Origin of the sequence: Janthinobacterium sp. HH104 (genome assembly GCF_001758715.1) — a bacterium.
Lineage (GTDB): Bacteria > Pseudomonadota > Gammaproteobacteria > Burkholderiales > Burkholderiaceae_D > Janthinobacterium > Janthinobacterium aestuarii.
Window position 1 is genome coordinate 271485 of the sequence record NZ_LRIB01000027.1, and the last position, 18484, is coordinate 289968.

The following is an 18484-nucleotide window of genomic DNA, read 5'->3' on the forward strand; positions in this document are numbered from 1 at the left end:
TTACTCTCGAAGGATATTGCTATGCCGCTGGTTGTTTACATTCTGGGGTTGACGATCTTTTCGTTAACCACCTCCGAATTCATGGTGGCGGGCATGATGCCGTCACTGGCCCTGGCCATGGACGAACCGGTGACACGGATCGGCTATCTGATCTCCCTCTACGCCATGGGCATGGTCATCGGCGGGCCGCTGAGCACCGTCGTCCTGCTCAAGCTGCGCGTGCCGAACAAGCAGGGGCTGCTGTGGCTGCTGGGCTTTTATGTCCTGGCCCAATCCGTCGCCGCCTCCGCCACCAGCTATGACATCCTGGCCGTCGCACGGGTGGTCACGGGCGTGGCCGCCGCCACCTGCTTTGGCCTGTCGCTGGCGATCTGCGCCGATATCGTCAGCCCCAACGCGCGCGGACGCGCCGCCGCCGTCGTGATCGGCGGCCTCATGCTCGCTTCGGTGGTGGGCGTGCCGGTCGCCACGCTCATCGACCAGCACCTGGGATGGCGCGCCAGCTTCTGGCTGGTGGTCCTGCTCGCGCTGATGTGCCTGGCGCTCATCACCGTGCTGGTGCCGCGCACCAAGCCATCCGAAGTCGTCAGCCTCGGCAATGAACTGGCAGAGTTCCGCAACCGCCACCTGTGGGCGGCGTATGCCAGCAGCGGCCTCATCATCGGCGCGATTTTCGCGGCGTTCAGCTACTTCGCGGCCATCCTGACGGAAGTTACGGGTTTTCCGGCGTCCGCTATCCCCTGGCTGCTGGGCGTCTACGGCATCGCCAATGTAGTGGGCAATGGCGTGGTCGGCCGTTATGCGGACCGCTATACCACCGTCATCATGGTCTGGGGCATGGTCATCCTGAGCATCAGCCTGGCGCTGTTCGCCGTCTTTGCGCACGACAAGACCATCAGCGTCGCCTTGCTGGTCGTCACGGGCCTGGTCGGCATGTCGATGAATCCCGCCATCATCGCCCGCGTGATGAAAACCGCCCATCCGGGGCCGCTGGTCAACACGGTGCACACGTCCGTCATCAATATCGGCCTGGGCGCCGGCTCATGGCTCGGCGGCCTCGGCATCGCCGCCGGCTACGGCTTGCGCTCGCCGCTGTGGGTCGGTGTCGCGCTGGCCGTGCTTGGCCTCATCAGCTTGCTGCCTTACCTCGGACATAAGTCGCGCGATTCGGTGCTGTCGCATTAGCGGCTGGCGACGTGTCTTGACGGCCAGGTCCAATCCCGGCAAGATCATGGTGCTGGCTGACAAGCTGCCGGCAACAGCTACCCTCTAGCGCTGGAGCCACCACCATTGAGCCAGGAATATTCCACGGCGATGCGCGACCTACTTGCCGCGCGTGACATCAGGCATGCCCGCACGCCGCCCGTCAGCGGGCTGACGCGGCAGCACTTCAGCGTCGCCAGCGAGCACAAGGAACTGCAGCTACTGGCCTGGCGCGATTATCTGGGCCGGTTCCTTGACCTCCAGGTAAGGCGCCAGCAGCTGGGCAATAGCTTTCACGCAGAACTCGACACGTACTTGCTGCCGGACATGGCATATCTGGATAGCCGCACGGACGCGGTTACCCAGCTGCGCAGCAATGAGCGCATCTCCACCGACAGCATGCGCGATTTCGTCTTTCACATCGCCGTGCAGGGCATTATCGAGACCAGCACGGCGCGCCCCAGCGCAAAAGCGCTGCAATACACGCCAGGCATACTGGCCCTGGACATGAACCAGCCGATGCGCATGGTGCGGCCGACGCGGGCGCATGTACTGGCCTTCTTCCTGCCCCGTGCCGCGGTCAGCGCGCACCTGCCTGACGCCGAAGCCATTCATGGCCGCATCGTCGGCTATACCACGCCACTGACGCGCATGCTGCCGGCTTACCTGAATATCCTATGCCAGCGCCTGCCAGCGCTGCCGGCAGACCAGCAAGAGCAGACGCTACGCACGTGCGCCCGGCTGATCATTGCCGCATTTGCCAAGCAGCAGCGCCTGGAAGAGCATGGGCGCGCTGTCGCCCGCGCCGCGCTGCAGGGACAGATCGAACACTATATCCAGGCGAACCTGCACGAGGAACACCTGACGCCGGACGGCGTGATGCGGGCGTTTCCCGTCGCGCGCTCGACCATCTACCGCCTGTTTGAATCCCAGGGGGGCCTGGCCGCCTACATCCGCCATTGCCGCCTGCGCGACGCGGCACATGAACTGACCAGCATGCGCCATCTTGCCGTGACGCAGATCGGGCTGGGACTGGGCTTCAACAGCGCCTCCGATTTCTCACGCGCGTTCAGCCGCGCGTATGGCATGTCGCCGCGCGATTTTCGTGAACAATTCGGGAACAGTTCAGGCACAGTCCGGAATGATCTTTCCTCAAAATAATATTTTAAAAAAGTGAAACAGGGTGTCAAGTCGGCATGAACCGGAGATGGAGAATCAAGTTCCCTACCCGCCCGCGACAGCTGCGGGACCGGTTCCTACTCTCGACGGAGTTCTGCACCCATGCGTAACGACAACAACGATGCCACCCTCGCCCCCGCCCTGGCTCCGTACAATGAAAAGGCGAACGCCGCCATCGTCAAGGCGGTGCGCGCCAGGGACTGGACAAAGACGGCGGTGCGCTACGGTGAAATTTGTTTGACTTTAGCCAAGCCGGATGAGTTCACCGAAGTATGGAGCCAACTGGACCTGAGCACGTTCCCCCCCGACCTGAACAACATGCCGTGGATCGGCCTTTACCATTTCACGGGCAGCGGGCAGCGCGATGCGAATTGCCTGCCCGTCGGCGACATCGCGGTGGCCACCAGACTGGCTCCGCCGTATCAGCCGCCCCGGGCGTCTCCCATGTTTTATCTGTCACCGTGCCCGGAAGCGCCGCCGTCCGCCCTGGGTCCCGCATTGGCGCATCCGACGGGGTTCCGTTTTCTGGTCAATGACAGAGGCTCCAAAAACCCCCGGGACATCTGCTACTGGCAGCCCATTGCGCCCGATGGCTATTACGCGCTTGGCATCTGCTTTAACGCCAGGGAACCGGACAGAAGCAACTATTGGTGCGTGAGAAAAGACCTGTGCATTTCCGTCGACAAGATCCGCGTATGGCAAGAACACGGATGGCAAGGCAGCGGCAGCGTGGAAGCGCCGAAGGCGCGCCCGGACAAATGGAAGGATGTTCAGGATGGATACGTCCTTTTGTCGCCGCTGGCGTATACCTATGGCAGCTTGCCGGCATTTTACTTGCGCCTCCCCATGGCCTGCCTCGACGTGGAGCCATTTGATTTTCCAGGCCCGCCACGGCCGGAGCTGGACCCGGCAATTGTGGTCAACCACAAGCTGAAGGCCGGCTTGAGCCCAGTCGTGATCGTCCCGTTTACCGCCATCCCCGGTGACGCCAGCAACGTACCCGACCAGCCGTATACGTCACCCTTCTATTTCATCGCCGCCCAGCCGTATTACTTTTGCTACAACGTGTTATCGCCGACCGGGGGCGGCACCACGACGACAACCTACCGCGTCGGCGTGACCAAAGAAGAATCCACGACCTTCGAACGGTCGACGTCGATCACCACGAACGTCGAGGTCGGTGCCGTGTTCGAAGGTCCCACCGCCTCGGCATCCCTTTCCATGACCAACACATTTTCATTAACGCAGCTAAGCGGCCGCACGGAAGAGACCAGCGTCGAATATTCGGAACAGCTGATCTTCAAGGAAACGGCGCGTGTATGGCAATGGCAATTGCTGACCGACCTGGTGGTGACGCGCTCGGATGGGACGCAGATCAGGCCCATCGCCTACCGGAATCAGGACCGCACCAACATTCCCCCGCCGGACAAGGCGAGCCCGCCAGAAGCTATGGAAAATTGAATCGCCGTTCTTTCCCAGCAGTACAACAGTGTGTTTGACATTTCTCATCCAACCAGGAGGTTTATATGAAACTGCAACGTCTGTTTTGCCTTGTCGCCTTGATCTCAGCGGTTTCCATGGCGGGTGCCGCCAAGCAGGAGAAGGAAACACCCAAGGAAAATGCGGCGGCCAGCCCGGCCACCACCAAGGCAGAGAAGGATGCCGCCGCGGACCAGCAAGGCCACGCCCCTTGCTGGTCCGCGCGGCAATGCAGCGGCAAATCCAGGCCCAATCTCACGCTTGAAGCGTGCAAGCGGGGCAGCTTCGGCAAGTCGTGGGGGCTCGCTCCCGGTCCGGGCTGCAGGACTTTCTGATGGCGATACCTTGATCCTGCCCGCATGGCGCGGGCGTCCATAGCCCCGCCCGCACCGCCTGGCCGGTTGCGCGGCGGCGTGTTTCGGCTAGTGCTAGCTGATGACCGGCCTGGCACGTCCCGCCCGCGTCGCCAGCCAGCACAGGATGGCACCGCCGCACACCATGGCCGCGCCTTGCCAGAAGGCCAGCGACAGCGGCGTGCGCAGCAGCAGCGACGACAGCGCGGCAGACAGCACGGGGATGAAATACGAAGCGCCAGCCAGGATCGTGACGTTACCGTGCAAAATACCCACGTTCCACGCGGCGTAGCCAAAGCCCATGGCGCCCGCGGCCAGGACCAGATAAGTGACGGCCTCGGCAGTAAACGCCATGTGGCCGCCCCCTTGCAGCAGGTATTTGATCCACAAGCTGATGGAAACGAGGATGAAGAACAGGGTCACGCCGTTCTTGCCCTGCGCAAGGCGCGCCGTCACGGTGCAATACGCGGCCCAGATCAGCGCGCCCGCGAAGGCCAGGCCATAGCTGAGCGGGCTGCTCCGCACATTGGCCACGGTGCCGGCCACGTCAAAGCCCTGCTCGCCACCGAGCACCCAGCAGATGCCGGCGACGGACAGCAGGAAGCCCGGCACGATGAGGAAATTGCTCTTTTGCCCGTTGAACAGGATGGCCGCGACAATGGTGAAGGTCGGCCACAGGTAATTCACCATGCCCACCTCGATGGCCTGACGCGCCGTGCCCGCATAGCCTATCGATAGCGCCAGGCACAGCTCATAGGTAACGAACAGCACACTGCCCCAGACCAGGTAGCGTCGCGGAAATTCGCTCAGCCTCGGATAACCCACGGACAGCAGCAGGAACACTGACGCCACGCTGTACATCATCGCTGCCCCGCCCGTGGGTCCCAGCAAGTCAGTGACACTGCGGATCAGCCCGATAATGGCGCTCCACAGCAGAATGGCGCCCAGCCCGGTCAGGGTGGCCTTGTTGGTATTTTTCATGTGTATGTCATTCAGGTGAGGCAATCAAACGCCCGGCGGCACCAGCCAGGCGCCGGGCTTGCGAGACCATACACGGTGTCGTTCGCCAGGGCAATCAGCGGTGACAATTATTGAGATTTCATCAATTATTTGCGGATACTATGTCTTTCAATAACTCAACTTAAACAGGTGCATTCATGTCCGCTCCCAAGTCAGTGTCCGCCAGCCTCGCCGTCTTGTTCTGCGCCACCGCAGCCGCCGGCACGCCCGCCTACCAGCCCTTCCCCAAAGGCTATGGCTATCTGGAACCGGCAGAAACCCGCGCGCTGCAGACGGCCGTAAAGACAGGCGACAACGCCTTCGTGCGCGCGCACGGCTGGCGTTTGTGGGCCGGCATCATGCAGCCGGCCGCCGGCCTGGACTGGCCGGTCTGGTACACCTGGCCCAACGGCACTGACGCGTTCGCCGACACGGCGGCGTTGAGCGGCGATGCGGCAGCCGCCACGGCGGAGGTGAAGCCAGCCAAGCGCCGCATGGGCCGCCTGGGGGCGAGCACTTTGACTCCCGTCAACGTGCAAAACACACCGTTTTACCGCATCCCGGAACAGGTCATCGCCGCATATCCTGGCGCCATAGTCCGCACGACGGAAGGAGGAAAAGTCAAAATCAGCATCCGCGACGGCATCCACTTCGCCTTCAACGGCGATATCATGATCGCGACGGAATCGCTGAGCAAGGAGGCGCTCGATTTCATCCGCGATCCCAAACAGCCCGTCTACAAGCAAAGCACGCTCGATGCCTTGTACAGCAAGGACGATCCAGCCAAGCGCGTGCACAATCTGAATGCGCCAGCCAGCTATGTCGTAACCAAGCACATGTATTGGCCCGTCAAAGCCAGGGGATTGACCGCATTGCCCGTGTGGCACGACGACTTCAGCGCCAAATATACCGGTTATGCGGGCTACGAAAAGTGGCGTACGGCCGTTGCCATCGCCCCGGACGGCAAGCAGGTGGGCCAGATGGCCAAGGTCAGCTATCTGCACGGCCTGTACCAGCACGATACCACCACGCCATGGCCCGTCATCACCAAAGCCGCCAAGGTATACGGTTTGCAGGACTTCTACCACCACAAGGTGAGTGCGGCCGACTGGGCCAGTTTCGACGAAGCCGACAAGGCCATCATCAACGCCGCCAGCTACTGGCTGAACGGCCAGCCCTTCGGCGCCGGCGACTACCTGGTCACGGTCGCCATGCACATCAATACCAAGGAAATCCCAAGCTGGGGCCTGCAAAGCGTGTGGTGGTCGGACCGCCCCGACAGCATGCCGTATGCCGCCAACCGCCCGGCCGACATCCAGGCCACGGGACCATGGAAACACTATCTGCTGACGGAAGCCTACGGCATCCCGGAAAAAGGCAACCCGGACCTGCTCCCCGTCGCCACCAACCCGTACATCGAACTGGTGACGCACCCGGTCGGCACCAGCTGCTACACCTGCCACGCCAACGCAGGCTGGCCCAGCAGCTTTAAAGCCATGACACCGGGCGTGGCCAGCTATCAAAATCCGCAATGCCCGAACCTGCGCGCCTCGCTCAACCCCAAGAGCTCATGCCTGACACCCTTCACCCTCACGGACTTCCAATGGATCATCCCGGATCGGGCCGTGGGCAATTAACATACGCCGGGCAATTGCCGCAGCCCGGCTTGATGCCGGAAGGCGCATATTAACGACTCAGCCCACCGCCCTGAACAGTCATCTTGTCGCGGCAATTATCAAAAGGAGACCGTCATAGATAAGGAAATCATCAATCGATCGCTTCCGCAAGGCGCTGCTGACATTAAAAATATTATTCTGGTCGGCGGTGGCGCCTTTTTCTATCGAAAAGCACTGAAAACCGCGTTCCCTCATCACTAGTTGCAGGAACTCAAGGATCCGATTTTTGCCAATGTCAGAGGTTTTCAGTTTGCTGGAACAGAACTGGCCAAGCAGATATGAGCATCGAACACCACCTGGCACCGCCCCGGGATCCGCAAACGAACGGCATGGTTGAACGATTCAACGGCCGTATGAGCGAGCAAAAGCAGGCCTTCCCTAGCCATAACTGCCGGCGAAGGATGGCATAGCTGAGCGAGGCAACAGCAGAGCGCCTGCTTTTGAGCGCTATGACGGCACAGTTGGCTACGATAAACTAGCCGGTCATCTACTTCGTGCGCTCAGCCAGATCGGGGACTTTGCACGCTCACAGTGGACTGGTCATCATGAGCCTTCCAACCCGCTCAATTGCGAAAAGCAGGATTTTGATCGCCTGAAGAGCGTCTAGCGCACTTGTGGCGGTTCACTGCGGCAGTTCGACCCGAACTCTTAAAGCGATAACGAGAGCAGCGAGCAGCATCACAACGCCAGCAATAATGAAAACGCCTGTCACTCCACCAAACCCGAACATCATGCCACCCAATGCAGCGCCGGCAGCTATTGAAGATTGCACCGCAGCGACGACCATGCCACCAGCTGTCTCCGCTTGGTCAGGGACGGCACGGGCTACCCAGTTGGACCAGGCGACAGGTACGCCGCCGAACGCCAGGCCCCACAGAGCGACCAAAAGCATCAGGCCTGTTCCTTGGACTGGCAGTAAAATCATGGCGAATGCCGCCAAGCCCACCAGCGCAGGCATGAGCACTAAAGTAGCACGCAGGCTACGCTCCATTAGCCAGCCGGCCAGCAGCGTGCCAACGAAGTTGGCGACACCAAAACCCAGGAGCATCAGAGACAAACCGTTTACATCTATTTGGACAACGCTTTCAAGAGCGGGGCGAATATAGGTGAACAATGCATATTGCCCGGTATGGGCAAGTACGCAGCCCAACATCCCGATCCCAATCCCCGGGCGACGGAGCAGTCCCAGTACCGATGTCGTGCGCATCATCGTGCGCGGCGCCATACGGGGCAGCGTGACCAATTGAAACAAAAGTGTTAGCCCTCCGACAGCCGCGGCTGCTATAAATGCACTGCGCCAGCCATATAGCCCCCCCAAGTAGCTGCCCAACGGTACGGAAACGACCGTCCCGATGGCGATGCCGCTGAATATGATGGAGAGCGCTCGCGGTACCAACTTTGCCGGCACCAGCCGCATAGCCACGGCTGCCGCCATGCTCCAAAAGCCACCTAACGCGACGCCCAGAAGAATGCGCATCACCAACAATACTGTCAAGCTTGAGGACAACGCCACCAGCAGGTTGGAGGCGATCATCAGCACCGTGAAAGCCAACAAGACGACACGCCGGTCAAAATGACGCGTGAGACCTGGCACCAACAGCCCGGCGAACATGGCCACGACGGCCGTCACCGTCACTGCCTGACCAGCTAGTGCCTCCGATACGCCAAGATCGAAGGCCATCGGGGTCAATAGACTGGCTGGCAGGTACTCCGCCGTCAGTAAACCGAAAACCCCCATTGCCAGTGAAAACACTGCCATCCATGCTGCTGCCGCTGGCTCTAAAACAGACGCATCGTTCGCGTTGGGCGTTTGCCCGGTAGCAAAAACATCGTTGTTCATCTCTACAATCCCTAAAACAATCAGAGTCGAAAGTCTAGAGGTAAAATCCAGGATGATCTATGATGGTAGATCCTGATGTTTTGATCAAAACACCTAAAATGAGCAAGCAAAGTCAAATTTCTCCATCATCTAATCTCGTCAGTGAACTATTGACAGGCATGCGCCTGCGTGGAGTCCAGTACCGCCGCATTCAGACCGGTCCAGCTTTCGGCATCGGCTTTGAAGACAAGCCAGGCCACGCCTACTTCCACTTCCTGGCCGTTGGCACTGCCTTCATATGTACGGATGATGGTGAGTTGCATCAGCTGTCCGCCGGTAGCGCGGCGTTCATGCCTCACGGCAGGAGACATCAGCTTCTATCGGATGCGGGTATTGCATTTCAGGACATCGCAAAGTTCGATGCCGCGCCCCTTGGTGAATCCGTTAGCGGAGTAGACACATGTCCCAGTACGCACCCCATGCCCAGTGCGGTTATTTTTTACGGCTGCATGGAATTCGATCTCGGCGGGATGCAAGGGATCGGCAAGTTGATGCCAACCGTCATGGTGGCTGACACGCAAGCGCAAGACTATCCTGGCTTACTGCCTGTTCTTGATTCAATGAAGCGTGAAATCTGCGCCGGCCGTATTGGCTTTGCAGGCATTCTGGCTCGCCTGGCGGAGGTCGCGGCAGCAATGATCGTGCGCGGCTGGATTGAATGCGGTTGTGAAAACGCTTCTGGTCTCCTCGCCGCCTTGCGTGATCCGCGCCTTGCTCGTGCCATATTGGCGCTGCACCGCCAGCCTGGTCGTGAGTGGACAGTTGCACAGTTGGCTGCGGAGTGTCATATCTCCCGCTCAGTCTTCGCGCGACGCTTTGAAACCACCATCGGAGTGCCGCCCCTGCGCTATGCCACGGAATTGAGAATGCGTCTTGCCACACAGTTTCTCACTCACGAAAGAGTATCCATCGACGTCGTCGCCCGACGCCTTGGCTATACATCTCAAGCCGCGTTCAGTCGTGCTTTCAAGCGCGTCATCGGCAAGCCGCCGGGTGCCTGTCGGCAAATGCTTTGAGGAGAATCGCTGAGGGAAGCGCGGATCAATCCATTTTTTCAGCGACCTCTCGCCAGAAACGCAGCAGGCCGTCGCGACCGCGGGCGCCGCTGGCCAGTTGATCGCCTCGACGTCGGGCGGCCTTGTCTTCATGAACGATGGTGCCGAGCCGAGCAGCGGCGAACTGGGCTGCCCTACCTGCGGAAGCAGCGGGCATGCCAGTGATGTTAAGCCGGCAGGCGAACCTGCGGTTGCTCAACGCCGATCACCGACGCTTGACGCGCGCCGTTCAGCGGCGACCGATCCTGACACGCCTGCAGGAATACCGCAGCAATCATGCCGCAACCTGCCGTCAGTTGCATGATCGGCATACGAAGGCAACGTCCCAGCGTGCTGTAGCCCGGCAAAAGATCGATGGGTTCAACCGGGAAATCGGTGAGACGGTATGTCAACTCCGAACACTGCACCAGCTTTTCACTCACCTCCCTCGTTCCCTGCGCGGGGACCGCGCTCCAGGGAGAGGGACAATGCCAGCGACTCGAACACGCCCGCTCAGCCCTTCCCATCATTCCCCAGCACAAACAATCGCTGCGCCGCCTGGAACACGCCCAGCGCCAGCAAACCGAGGTACTGTCACAGCTGAACGCGCCAATCACAGCGCTTTTTGACGCCCTGCAACACTTGACCGAAGACGATCCGTACTTCCTGAGCCGGAATCGGGACGATCGCACGGTAGCCGGATTGATTATTTTTCCGCCCAAGGAAAGGATCAAGAGCGCTATCGCATCAGCAGATAACATCCCCGATAGCTGGAAAGCGTACTTGTCCTCAGTTGGAACGGGACACCACTGATGCACATCAACGATATTTTCAAAAAATTAATATTATTACATTTGAATAGTTTTTCTTCAGTAGAAACATATAGGATTTGTATTTCTTACATCCTGGAGCTACTCGCCAGACCTCAATTTGATAGCAAACTCAACCATTCAACCAAGTCGAAAGGAACAAGATGAAATCCCAGATGCGCCATGCCGCAATGATCGTTTCGCTGTTGTCCGCCTCCTCCTGTGCTTTGGCGCAGGTTCCCAATCGATGCCCATCGCTGGCGTTTTATGGCAATGCCGCCACCAGCGGCCTCTGCAAAAGCCTCAGCCCTGCTACGCAAAACCTGCAAGTGTGTGAATTGACGGCCGCGCAACCCGACGTTCACTTGACCTTTGGCCTCCAGCCAAATGGCGTGAACCCGCCCGTCCCTCTCCACCTGACAGTGCGCACTCAGGCCAACAACTGCGAACAAGCGACCAATATCGTCCAGAACGCTGCCGGAGCGTTTGTCGCGCAAAGCAACGCCCTGCTCTGTGGCGTCGACCCCGTCACCTATGTTCAACGCATGAACGCTCAAACGATTGTCCCGGGGAGCAACGGTCAAAGCGCTTGTCGCACAGCATTCATAAACGCACAGACGGGCGGCAAATTGACGCCCGCAGTGGCGCAAGGCTACCTCAACGCTTGCAACACCGGAGGCCTAGCGAATGCCGCATGTCCGTGATGTGAAGCGGCAAGCAACAAAGGCGACAAGAAATGAGCTGCATTCCGAATGCGAGCGAAGGCATTTTGAAAGGCTAGCGGGTGTCCAGCAGACTCGTGGCGATTCACAGTGATCCGGAAAGGAGATAAAAATGAGCAAAGGTAGCGGTAATAACGGGGGCCGTAGTGGTGGTTCCCAGGGCGGTGGCAGTAAAGGTGGCGGAGCATCTGGCGGTGGCCGTGGGCAAGGAAATGGCGAAGGGTGGCCAAGTGCAACGGGCAAGCCATCTGGCGGAGGGCGCAGCAATGCACCCGCTGGCGCTGGCAACAAATAGGTCTGGCGCTGGTTTAGCTTAACAATTTCGTCGCAAGGAAGCGCCCGCAAGCTAAGCTTGTGTACTCGCTTGACGTGACAACGGCCGCGCGAAGCGGCCGTATCGTTTGGGGCTGGACAGCGGGTTAACAACCCATTGCCCCAGATTTGCCCCAAGTTCCTATTCAGACAAGATATGAAATCCAAGTCTTTGAATACAAACTAAAATTTTGGTGGGAAGTGCAAGTTTCGAACTTGCGACCCCTGCAGTGTGAATGCAGTGCTCTACCCCTGAGCTAACCTCCCGAAGCGAGGCGAATTATCGCATAGGTGTTGCGGCATCTGCAAGGGCTGGCAAGAGGAAATTTACCTAGCCCCGCTTTTTCTCAGGCGGCCGCTGGCGGCGACGTGACGGCGGTCCAGATGCACTGGCCTTTGGCGGCCTTGTCGAGGCCGGCGATGGTGGCTTCGTGGGCGGCGAGCTCGTCGGCCGTGGCGCTCTGGAAGATGACTTCGGCCAGGGGCACGATTTCCAGCACGGCGCCGTCGGCGGCCACTTCCACTTCTTCTTCCATGCTCAGGCTATTTTGCCCGCGCGTCATGGCCAGGTAGACGTCGGCCAGCAATTCGGAGTCGAGCAGCGCGCCGTGCAGCTTGCGGTGAGCGTTCGAGACGCCATAGCGGTCGCACAGGGCGTCAAGCGAATTGCGCTTGCCCGGGTGCATTTCCTTCGCCTGCACCAGGGTGTCGATCACGCCAACCACTTGCTCGTGCACGGGTGGCAGGTTCAGGCGCTTGAATTCCGCGTTCAGGAAACCGATGTCGAACGGGGCGTTGTGGATGATCAGTTCGGCGCCGGCGATGTAGGCACGGAACTCGTCGGCGATTTCCGCGAATTTCGGTTTGTCGCTGAGGAATTCCGTCGTCAATCCGTGGACGGCCAACGCGCCCTCTTCCGAATCGCGCTCCGGATTGATGTAATGGTGGAAATTATTCCCCGTCAACATGCGGTTGTTCAGCTCGACCGCCCCGATCTCCAGGATGCGGTCGCCCGTGCGCGGGTTCAGGCCGGTGGTTTCAGTATCGAGAACAATTTGACGCATGGCAGATTCAGTCGTAAAAGCAAAAAGCGAAGGGCACAGTATAGCAAACCTGTGCCCTCCGGTTACGTCCCGCGCGCTGCTGCAGGGCAGAAATTTAGTTCTCAGGCACGTACCGTTTCCACGCCCAAGTTGGCCAGTTGATCGGCCCGCTCGTTGCCCGGATGTCCATTATGGCCGCGCACCCAGCGCCATTCCACTTCGTGCACGGCCTGGGCGATGTCGAGCGCCTGCCACAGGTCGACGTTTTTCACGGGCGCCTTGGCCGCGGTTTTCCAGCCGCGCGCCTTCCAGCCGTGGATCCATTCGCTGATGCCCTTCTGGACGTACTGGCTATCGGTATACAACACCACCTGGCACGGACGTTTGAGCGCCGTCAAGGCTTCGATCACGGCCTTCAATTCCATGCGGTTATTCGTCGTATTCAGTTCCCCGCCATAAATTTCTTTCTTGGCGCCATCGGCCACCATCAGCGCGCCCCAGCCGCCCGTGCCGGGATTGCCCTTGCATGCGCCATCGGCGTAAATCTCAACCTTATCCATCTTGCTGTTCCCGCCTTTTATTCGTGACCGGTGCGCCTGCGGGCGCCGTCGCCGGTTTCTTGGTCCACGCCGGACCGATCAAACGCATCCCTTTGACGCGCTTGATCGCCTGCACTATATACACTGCGCCCAGATATGGCCACCAGCGCGCACCTGCCTTGTCCATGAAAGCGTTACGGCGCAGCCATTTTTCTGTCCTGCAGGCAGGTGCGTAGCAGCCGAAGTAGCTTTGACTGACGCCCATGTTGAGCAATTTTAACCAGTCTTTCATGCGCGGCATAGAGATCAGCTCGCCTGCCTGCGGCAGGTAGTGGCGGCCCGTGACCCGCCCCAGACCCTGGCGCATGCCCCACAGGCTGGCCGGATTGAAGCCGCAGACGATCACTCTCCCTTCCGGGATCAGCACGCGCTCCACTTCGCGCAAGACCTGGTGCGGCTCGGCGGCAAATTCGAGTACGTGCGGCAAGACCACCAGATCCAGGCTTTGCGAATCGAACGGCAACTCATCGAAGGCCGACACCAGGGTCAGGCGCTTCTCTTGCGGCGGGCGCGGAGGCAAGCGCGCATCGAGCAGCCATTTGTTCGGCATGCGGTTGGCGGCCAGCGCGTCGAGCTGGGGCAAGCCGATCTGCACGGCATTAAAACCGAAGATATCGACGGTCAGGCTGTCGAGGCATTGCTGCTCCCAGGCGCGCACGTACAGACCGGCCGGCGTCTGCAGCCAGCCGTCAAGCGCTATAATGGATTTTTCGGATGCCACACTGTCCATTCAGTTTTCTCTTTTGCTCATGACACACTCCCCTGAACACGCTCTATCGGTACTTGCCGTGCCCGCCTTTGCCGACAATTACCTGTGGCTGATCCACGACGGCCGCCACGCCGCCGTGGTCGATCCCGGCGATGCGACGGCCATCCTCGATGCGCTGCAAGCCCATCAGTTGACCTTGTCCGCCATTTTACTCACGCATCACCACGCCGACCACACGGGTGGCGTGCCTGAATTGTTGCAGCATTTCGCCGTCCCCGTCTTCGGCCCGCGCAATGAGGCTATCACAGCCATCACGGAACCGCTTGCCGAAGGCGATGTCGCCCATGTGCCCGAGCTGGGTTTGCAGATGAACGTCATCGACGTGCCCGGCCATACGAAGGGGCATATCGTCTACGTGCGCCAGCGTGACGAGCGCAGCGGCGCACCGTGGCTGTTTTCCGGCGACACCCTGTTTGCGGGCGGCTGCGGCCGCCTGTTCGAAGGCACGCCGGGCCAGATGGCCGATTCGCTGGGCAAGCTGGCCGCCCTGCCCGACGATACCGAGGTATTTTGCGCGCATGAGTACACCTTGTCCAATTTGCGCTTTGCCAACGCCGTCGAGCCGGGCAATGTGGCCCTGCAGGAACGCATCGCCATCGACACGGAAAAGCGCCAGCAGGGATTATCGACCGTGCCGTCGACCATCGCCCTTGAAAAGGCCACGAATCCCTTCCTGCGCTACCGCGAACCGGCGATCCTGACCAGCCTGAAGGTGGAAGGCAAGCTGACGGCAGATGCCTCCCCCGTGGAAGCGTTTGCCGCGCTACGGATGTGGAAAAACAACTTTTAAGCTTCTGCTTCCAAAAAGAAAAATCCCGGCGATACCATCAGGCACCGCCGGGATTTTTTATTGATCTATTTGATCAGGATCAGATTTCCTCGTACAGCGGCAAGGTCAGGAATTCGGCGAACGATTCCGACGTCGACATTTCCTCGAAAATCTGGCCGGCGCGCACATAGGTCGGGCCGTTGCCGCCTGGCGCATCGCGCTGCACCTTGGCCAGCTCTTCCGGAATCATGGCGCGCACCATCTCGGCCGTCACCTTGCGGCCATCTTCCAGCACACCCTTGCTCGAGCGGATCCACTGCCACACTTGCGAGCGGCTGATCTCGGCCGTTGCCGCGTCTTCCATCAGGTTGTGGATAGGCACGCAACCATTGCCAGCCAGCCAGCTGCCCAGGTAGTGGATGCCGACGTTGATGTTGTAGCGCAAGCCTGCTTCCGTGATCGGCGCTTCCGGCTGGAAATTCAGCAGATCCGACGCTTTCACATCGATGTCGGGACGCTGTTTCTCGATCTGGTTCGGCTTGTCGCCGAGCACTTTGGTGAACTCGCCCATGGCCAGTTCCACCAGGCCCGGATGGGCCACCCAGCCGCCGTCGTAGCCGTCGGTGGCATCGCGCGCCTTGTCGTTGCGCACGCCGCCCATGGCGATATCGTTCTTTTCCGGATCGTTCTTGATAGGGATCAAGGCTGCCATGCCACCGATAGCTGGCGCGCCACGCTTGTGGCAAGTTTTCAGCAACAGCAAGGCATAGGCGCGCATGAACGGTGCCGTCATGGTCACTTTCGCGCGGTCGGCCAGGCAGAAATCCTTGTCCAGCTTGAATTTCTTGATGCACGAGAAGATGTAATCCCAGCGGCCCGCGTTCAGGCCCGAGCTGTGCTCTTTCAGCTCGTATAGGATTTCATCCATTTCAAACGCGGCCAAAATGGTTTCGATCAGCACGGTCGCCTTGATCGTGCCTTGCGGCAAGCCCAATTCATTTTGCGTCATGACGAAAATATCGTTCCACAGGCGCGCTTCCAGGTGCGATTCCATCTTCGGCAGGTAGAAATACGGGCCGGCGCCGCGCGCCAGTTGTTCCTTAGCGTTATGGAACATGAACAGGGCGAAATCGAAAATGCCGCCGGAAATGCGCTTGCCGTCGACCAGCACGTGCTTTTCATCGAGGTGCCATCCGCGCGGACGCACGACGAGTGTCGCGATCTTGTCGTTCAGCTTGTACGACTTGCCATTTTGCTCGAGCGAAATCGTCTTGCGCACGGCATCGAACATATTGATCTGGCCCGTGATCTGGTTGTCCCAGTTCGGCGTGTTCGAATCCTCGAAGTCCGTCATATAGCTGTCCGCGCCCGAATTGAAGGCGTTGATGACCATCTTGCGCTCGACGGGGCCCGTGATTTCCACACGGCGGCATTCGAGCGCCTTCGGGATCGGCGCGATCTTCCAGTCGCCTTCGCGGATGTGCGCGGTTTCTGGCAAGAAATCAGGACGCTCGCCCGCGTCGAGGCGCTTGGCCCGCTCCACGCGCACGGCCAGCAATTGCTGGCGGCGCGGCTCGAATTCACGCGTCAGCTTGGCCACCAGCGCCAGCGCGGCCGGCGTCAAGATCTGTTCGTAGCCGGGCTGGATATCACCCGTGATTTGCATGCCTTCTGGAAGTGCGATCGTGTTCTGCGTCATGAAGTTCTCCGGTTTTTAGTCAATATAAGCAAAGGTAATCTGGTGATCCAAGTATAAGCTGAACGACTGCGCGGACAAGCTGGACAGAGGCGCAAAAACACTCTGCCGGGCGGCGCGTTTGTTCTATAGTATTGCACTATAAGGCATGGAAACGAGATTAAAAATCACTTCATCTATGCGTTTTTATCACAAGTGATGGCATCGCGGGAGCACGGCATGGGGCAGTTCAGACAGATATCAACGTTCGTGGAAGTGGTGGCCAAGGGCAGCCTGTCGGCCGCCGCGCGCGCGGAAGGCATCGCGCCAGCCATGATAGGCCGGCGCCTCGATGCGCTGGAGCAGCGCCTGGGCGTCAAATTGCTGCAGCGCACGACGCGCAAGCTGGCATTGACGAATGAAGGCGCCGCCTTCCTCGAAGATTGCCAGCGCATCCTCGGTGAACTGGAAGAGGCGGAAGCGGCCGTGGCCGAACGCAGCGTGAAGGCCAGCGGCCATCTGCTCATTTCCGCGCCGGCCGGCTTCGGACGCCAGCACGTGGCACCACTGATTCCCTCGTTTGTCGCCGAACACCGCGACGTGACGGTGTCGCTGAACCTGAACGACCGCCTCGTCGACCTGATCGGCGAAGGCATCGACGTGGCCATCCGCATCGCCAGCCTGTCCGATTCCTCGCTCGTGAGCACCAAGCTGGCCGACAACCAGCGCGTGCTCGTCGGCTCGCCCGCCTATTTGAAACGGGCGGGCACGCCCCGCATCCCGGCCGACCTAGCCAAGCACAATTGCCTGGCGATCAGCAGCGAAGGCAGCCAGCGGGGCTGGACCTTCCGCGAAAATGGCAAGAACATCATTTTAAAGGTGGCGGGTAATATGGTCTGCAACGATGGCGAAGTGCTGCACGACTGGGCGCTGGCAGGCAAGGGCCTGGCGTGGCGTTCGATGTGGGAAGTGGGCGCCGAGATCGCCTCGGGCCAGCTGGTGACGGTGCTGGACCAGTTCGCCGCCCCGGGCAATGACATTTACGCCGTGTTCGCCCAGCGCCGCCACTTGCCGCTGCGCATACGGGCGTTCGTGGATTTTTTAAGGCACAGTTATTCGCAACCCGACTACTGGCGCGAACGGGCTATTTGAAGACGCGGGACCAAACCTGCTGCGCGTCGGCATAGGCGGCCTGTGATGCTCACCGTACTAGAGTACGGTTGCGCTTCTCGGCCACCTCTTCCTTCCGCTCGCGACGGTTTTGTCCGGCGTCGTGACGCATGAGGAAACAACAACTCCCGGATCTGCATTGGCAAGCGTAGGTCGGCTTAGCGCAGCGTAAGCCGACACCAGCCCATACATCTTCCCAACACCACCGTTGTCGGCTTACGCGCAAGCGCTAAGCCGACCTACCTGATGATGCAATGCATGCCAAAAAGAGCCGCGTAGCCCATAAAACACTCGCAAAACCGCTACTTCACAGAAATTTAGGCGAAAAAAAATCCTCGGAGACCGAGGATTTCTTTATTTCGTTTGATCCAGCGTATTAGATTGGCTGAATGTTCGAAGCTTGCTTGCCTTTAGGGCCAGCGGTCACTTCAAAAGAAACGCGTTGGTTCTCTTGCAGGGACTTGAAGCCGTTCGACTGGATAGCCGAGAAGTGAGCGAACAGATCTTCGCCGCCTTCGTCAGGGGTAATAAAGCCGAAACCCTTCGAATCATTGAACCATTTTACGATGCCAGTTGCCATTACAATTTCCTATTTCAGTTAAGTTGGGCTTGCGCCCGTTATATCGTTTGAAGCAAGAAAGAAATGACAGACAAACTGCACTACTACCTCGAATCCAACGATGCCCAATTATACCAACAAAACTGAGAAAAACCATTCTTTCGCAAAATAAACTTACGAACACTACTTTAATAGCCAAATCCCCGTCTTGCGGCGCCCTGTACCAGCGGCATGGAGACACTATATCCTAATCTT

Annotated in this window: 17 protein-coding genes, 1 tRNA gene and 1 pseudogene; 10 read left to right on the forward strand and 9 right to left on the reverse strand. The window is 59.5% G+C overall.

Annotated elements, in window-relative coordinates:
* Positions 1-21: 21 nt before the first annotated feature.
* From JAB6_RS10385 to JAB6_RS10400, 4 genes are all read left to right on the forward strand, one after another.
* Complete coding sequence (locus tag JAB6_RS10385; protein ID WP_070302715.1) at positions 22-1185, forward strand: MFS transporter; 1164 nt, start codon at positions 22-24, stop codon at positions 1183-1185.
* Positions 1186-1314: 129 nt separating this feature from the next.
* Entirely contained in the window at positions 1315-2364 is a 1050-nt protein-coding gene (locus JAB6_RS10390) for a helix-turn-helix domain-containing protein (RefSeq protein WP_083292664.1), read from the forward strand.
* A 120-nt stretch (positions 2365-2484) separates the two neighbouring features.
* The gene (locus JAB6_RS10395; protein WP_070302716.1) at positions 2485-3843 is read left to right on the forward strand and encodes a Vps62-related protein; all 1359 of its coding nucleotides are present in this window, start codon (positions 2485-2487) and stop codon (positions 3841-3843) included.
* Positions 3844-3908: 65 nt separating this feature from the next.
* Positions 3909-4196 carry a hypothetical protein gene (locus JAB6_RS10400; protein WP_034755607.1) on the forward strand — a complete coding sequence of 96 codons (288 nt, stop codon included), beginning with the start codon at positions 3909-3911 and terminating at the stop codon, positions 4194-4196.
* 93 nt (positions 4197-4289) lie between these two features.
* On the opposite strand, the gene yddG is transcribed toward JAB6_RS10400, so the two are convergent.
* On the reverse strand, positions 4290-5195 hold the full coding sequence (gene yddG, locus JAB6_RS10405) for an aromatic amino acid DMT transporter YddG (protein WP_070302717.1): 906 nt from the start codon (positions 5193-5195) through the stop codon (positions 4290-4292).
* A 176-nt stretch (positions 5196-5371) separates the two neighbouring features.
* Between yddG and JAB6_RS10410 the strand changes: the two genes are divergently transcribed.
* Positions 5372-6850: a hypothetical protein gene (locus JAB6_RS10410; protein ID WP_070302718.1), complete on the forward strand. Its 1479-nt coding sequence runs from the start codon at positions 5372-5374 to the stop codon at positions 6848-6850.
* A gap of 323 nt (positions 6851-7173) precedes the next feature.
* Positions 7174-7251, forward strand: a pseudogene (locus JAB6_RS28895) (integrase core domain-containing protein); the annotation flags it as partial.
* A 260-nt stretch (positions 7252-7511) separates the two neighbouring features.
* Here the strand turns inward: JAB6_RS28895 and JAB6_RS10415 are convergent.
* The gene (locus JAB6_RS10415) at positions 7512-8648 is read right to left on the reverse strand and encodes an MFS transporter (protein ID WP_254671556.1); all 1137 of its coding nucleotides are present in this window, start codon (positions 8646-8648) and stop codon (positions 7512-7514) included.
* 140 nt (positions 8649-8788) lie between these two features.
* Here JAB6_RS10415 and JAB6_RS10420 point away from each other — a divergent pair, with 140 nt between their 5' ends.
* Complete coding sequence (locus JAB6_RS10420; RefSeq protein WP_070302720.1) at positions 8789-9784, forward strand: AraC family transcriptional regulator; 996 nt, start codon at positions 8789-8791, stop codon at positions 9782-9784.
* 206 nt (positions 9785-9990) lie between these two features.
* Here JAB6_RS10420 and JAB6_RS28900 read toward each other — a convergent pair whose 3' ends face one another.
* The gene (locus tag JAB6_RS28900) at positions 9991-10245 is read right to left on the reverse strand and encodes a hypothetical protein (protein WP_139143343.1); all 255 of its coding nucleotides are present in this window, start codon (positions 10243-10245) and stop codon (positions 9991-9993) included.
* Between the two features lie 530 nt (positions 10246-10775).
* On the opposite strand from JAB6_RS28900, the gene JAB6_RS10430 reads away from it, so the two are divergent.
* Positions 10776-11315, forward strand: coding sequence for a hypothetical protein (locus JAB6_RS10430; protein WP_139143344.1), 540 nt, complete (start codon positions 10776-10778; stop codon positions 11313-11315).
* A 522-nt stretch (positions 11316-11837) separates the two neighbouring features.
* On the opposite strand, the gene JAB6_RS10435 is transcribed toward JAB6_RS10430, so the two are convergent.
* The 4 genes from JAB6_RS10435 to JAB6_RS10450 all read right to left on the reverse strand — a co-directional run bounded on the left by JAB6_RS10435 (position 11838) and on the right by JAB6_RS10450 (position 14017).
* Positions 11838-11912 (reverse strand) — tRNA-Val (locus tag JAB6_RS10435).
* A gap of 80 nt (positions 11913-11992) precedes the next feature.
* Entirely contained in the window at positions 11993-12709 is a 717-nt protein-coding gene (gene dnaQ / locus JAB6_RS10440; RefSeq protein ID WP_034755584.1) for a DNA polymerase III subunit epsilon, read from the reverse strand.
* Between the two features lie 101 nt (positions 12710-12810).
* Positions 12811-13248 carry a ribonuclease HI gene (gene rnhA, locus JAB6_RS10445; RefSeq protein WP_034755581.1) on the reverse strand — a complete coding sequence of 146 codons (438 nt, stop codon included), beginning with the start codon at positions 13246-13248 and terminating at the stop codon, positions 12811-12813.
* Complete coding sequence (locus JAB6_RS10450; RefSeq protein ID WP_070302723.1) at positions 13241-14017, reverse strand: class I SAM-dependent methyltransferase; 777 nt, start codon at positions 14015-14017, stop codon at positions 13241-13243. The genes rnhA and JAB6_RS10450 overlap by 8 nt, the downstream gene beginning before the upstream one ends.
* 19 nt (positions 14018-14036) lie before the next feature.
* Here JAB6_RS10450 and gloB point away from each other — a divergent pair, with 19 nt between their 5' ends.
* Positions 14037-14846, forward strand: a complete 810-nt coding sequence (gene gloB, locus JAB6_RS10455; protein WP_070302724.1) for a hydroxyacylglutathione hydrolase — start codon at positions 14037-14039, stop codon at positions 14844-14846.
* Between the two features lie 79 nt (positions 14847-14925).
* On the opposite strand, the gene aceB is transcribed toward gloB, so the two are convergent.
* Entirely contained in the window at positions 14926-16524 is a 1599-nt protein-coding gene (gene aceB / locus JAB6_RS10460; protein WP_070302725.1) for a malate synthase A, read from the reverse strand.
* Positions 16525-16740: 216 nt separating this feature from the next.
* Between aceB and JAB6_RS10465 the strand changes: the two genes are divergently transcribed.
* On the forward strand, positions 16741-17652 hold the full coding sequence (locus JAB6_RS10465) for a LysR family transcriptional regulator (RefSeq protein WP_034755572.1): 912 nt from the start codon (positions 16741-16743) through the stop codon (positions 17650-17652).
* A gap of 394 nt (positions 17653-18046) precedes the next feature.
* Here the strand turns inward: JAB6_RS10465 and JAB6_RS10470 are convergent, their stop codons facing one another.
* Positions 18047-18250: a cold-shock protein gene (locus JAB6_RS10470; protein WP_010398811.1), complete on the reverse strand. Its 204-nt coding sequence runs from the start codon at positions 18248-18250 to the stop codon at positions 18047-18049.
* Between the last annotated feature and the right edge of the window lie 234 nt (positions 18251-18484).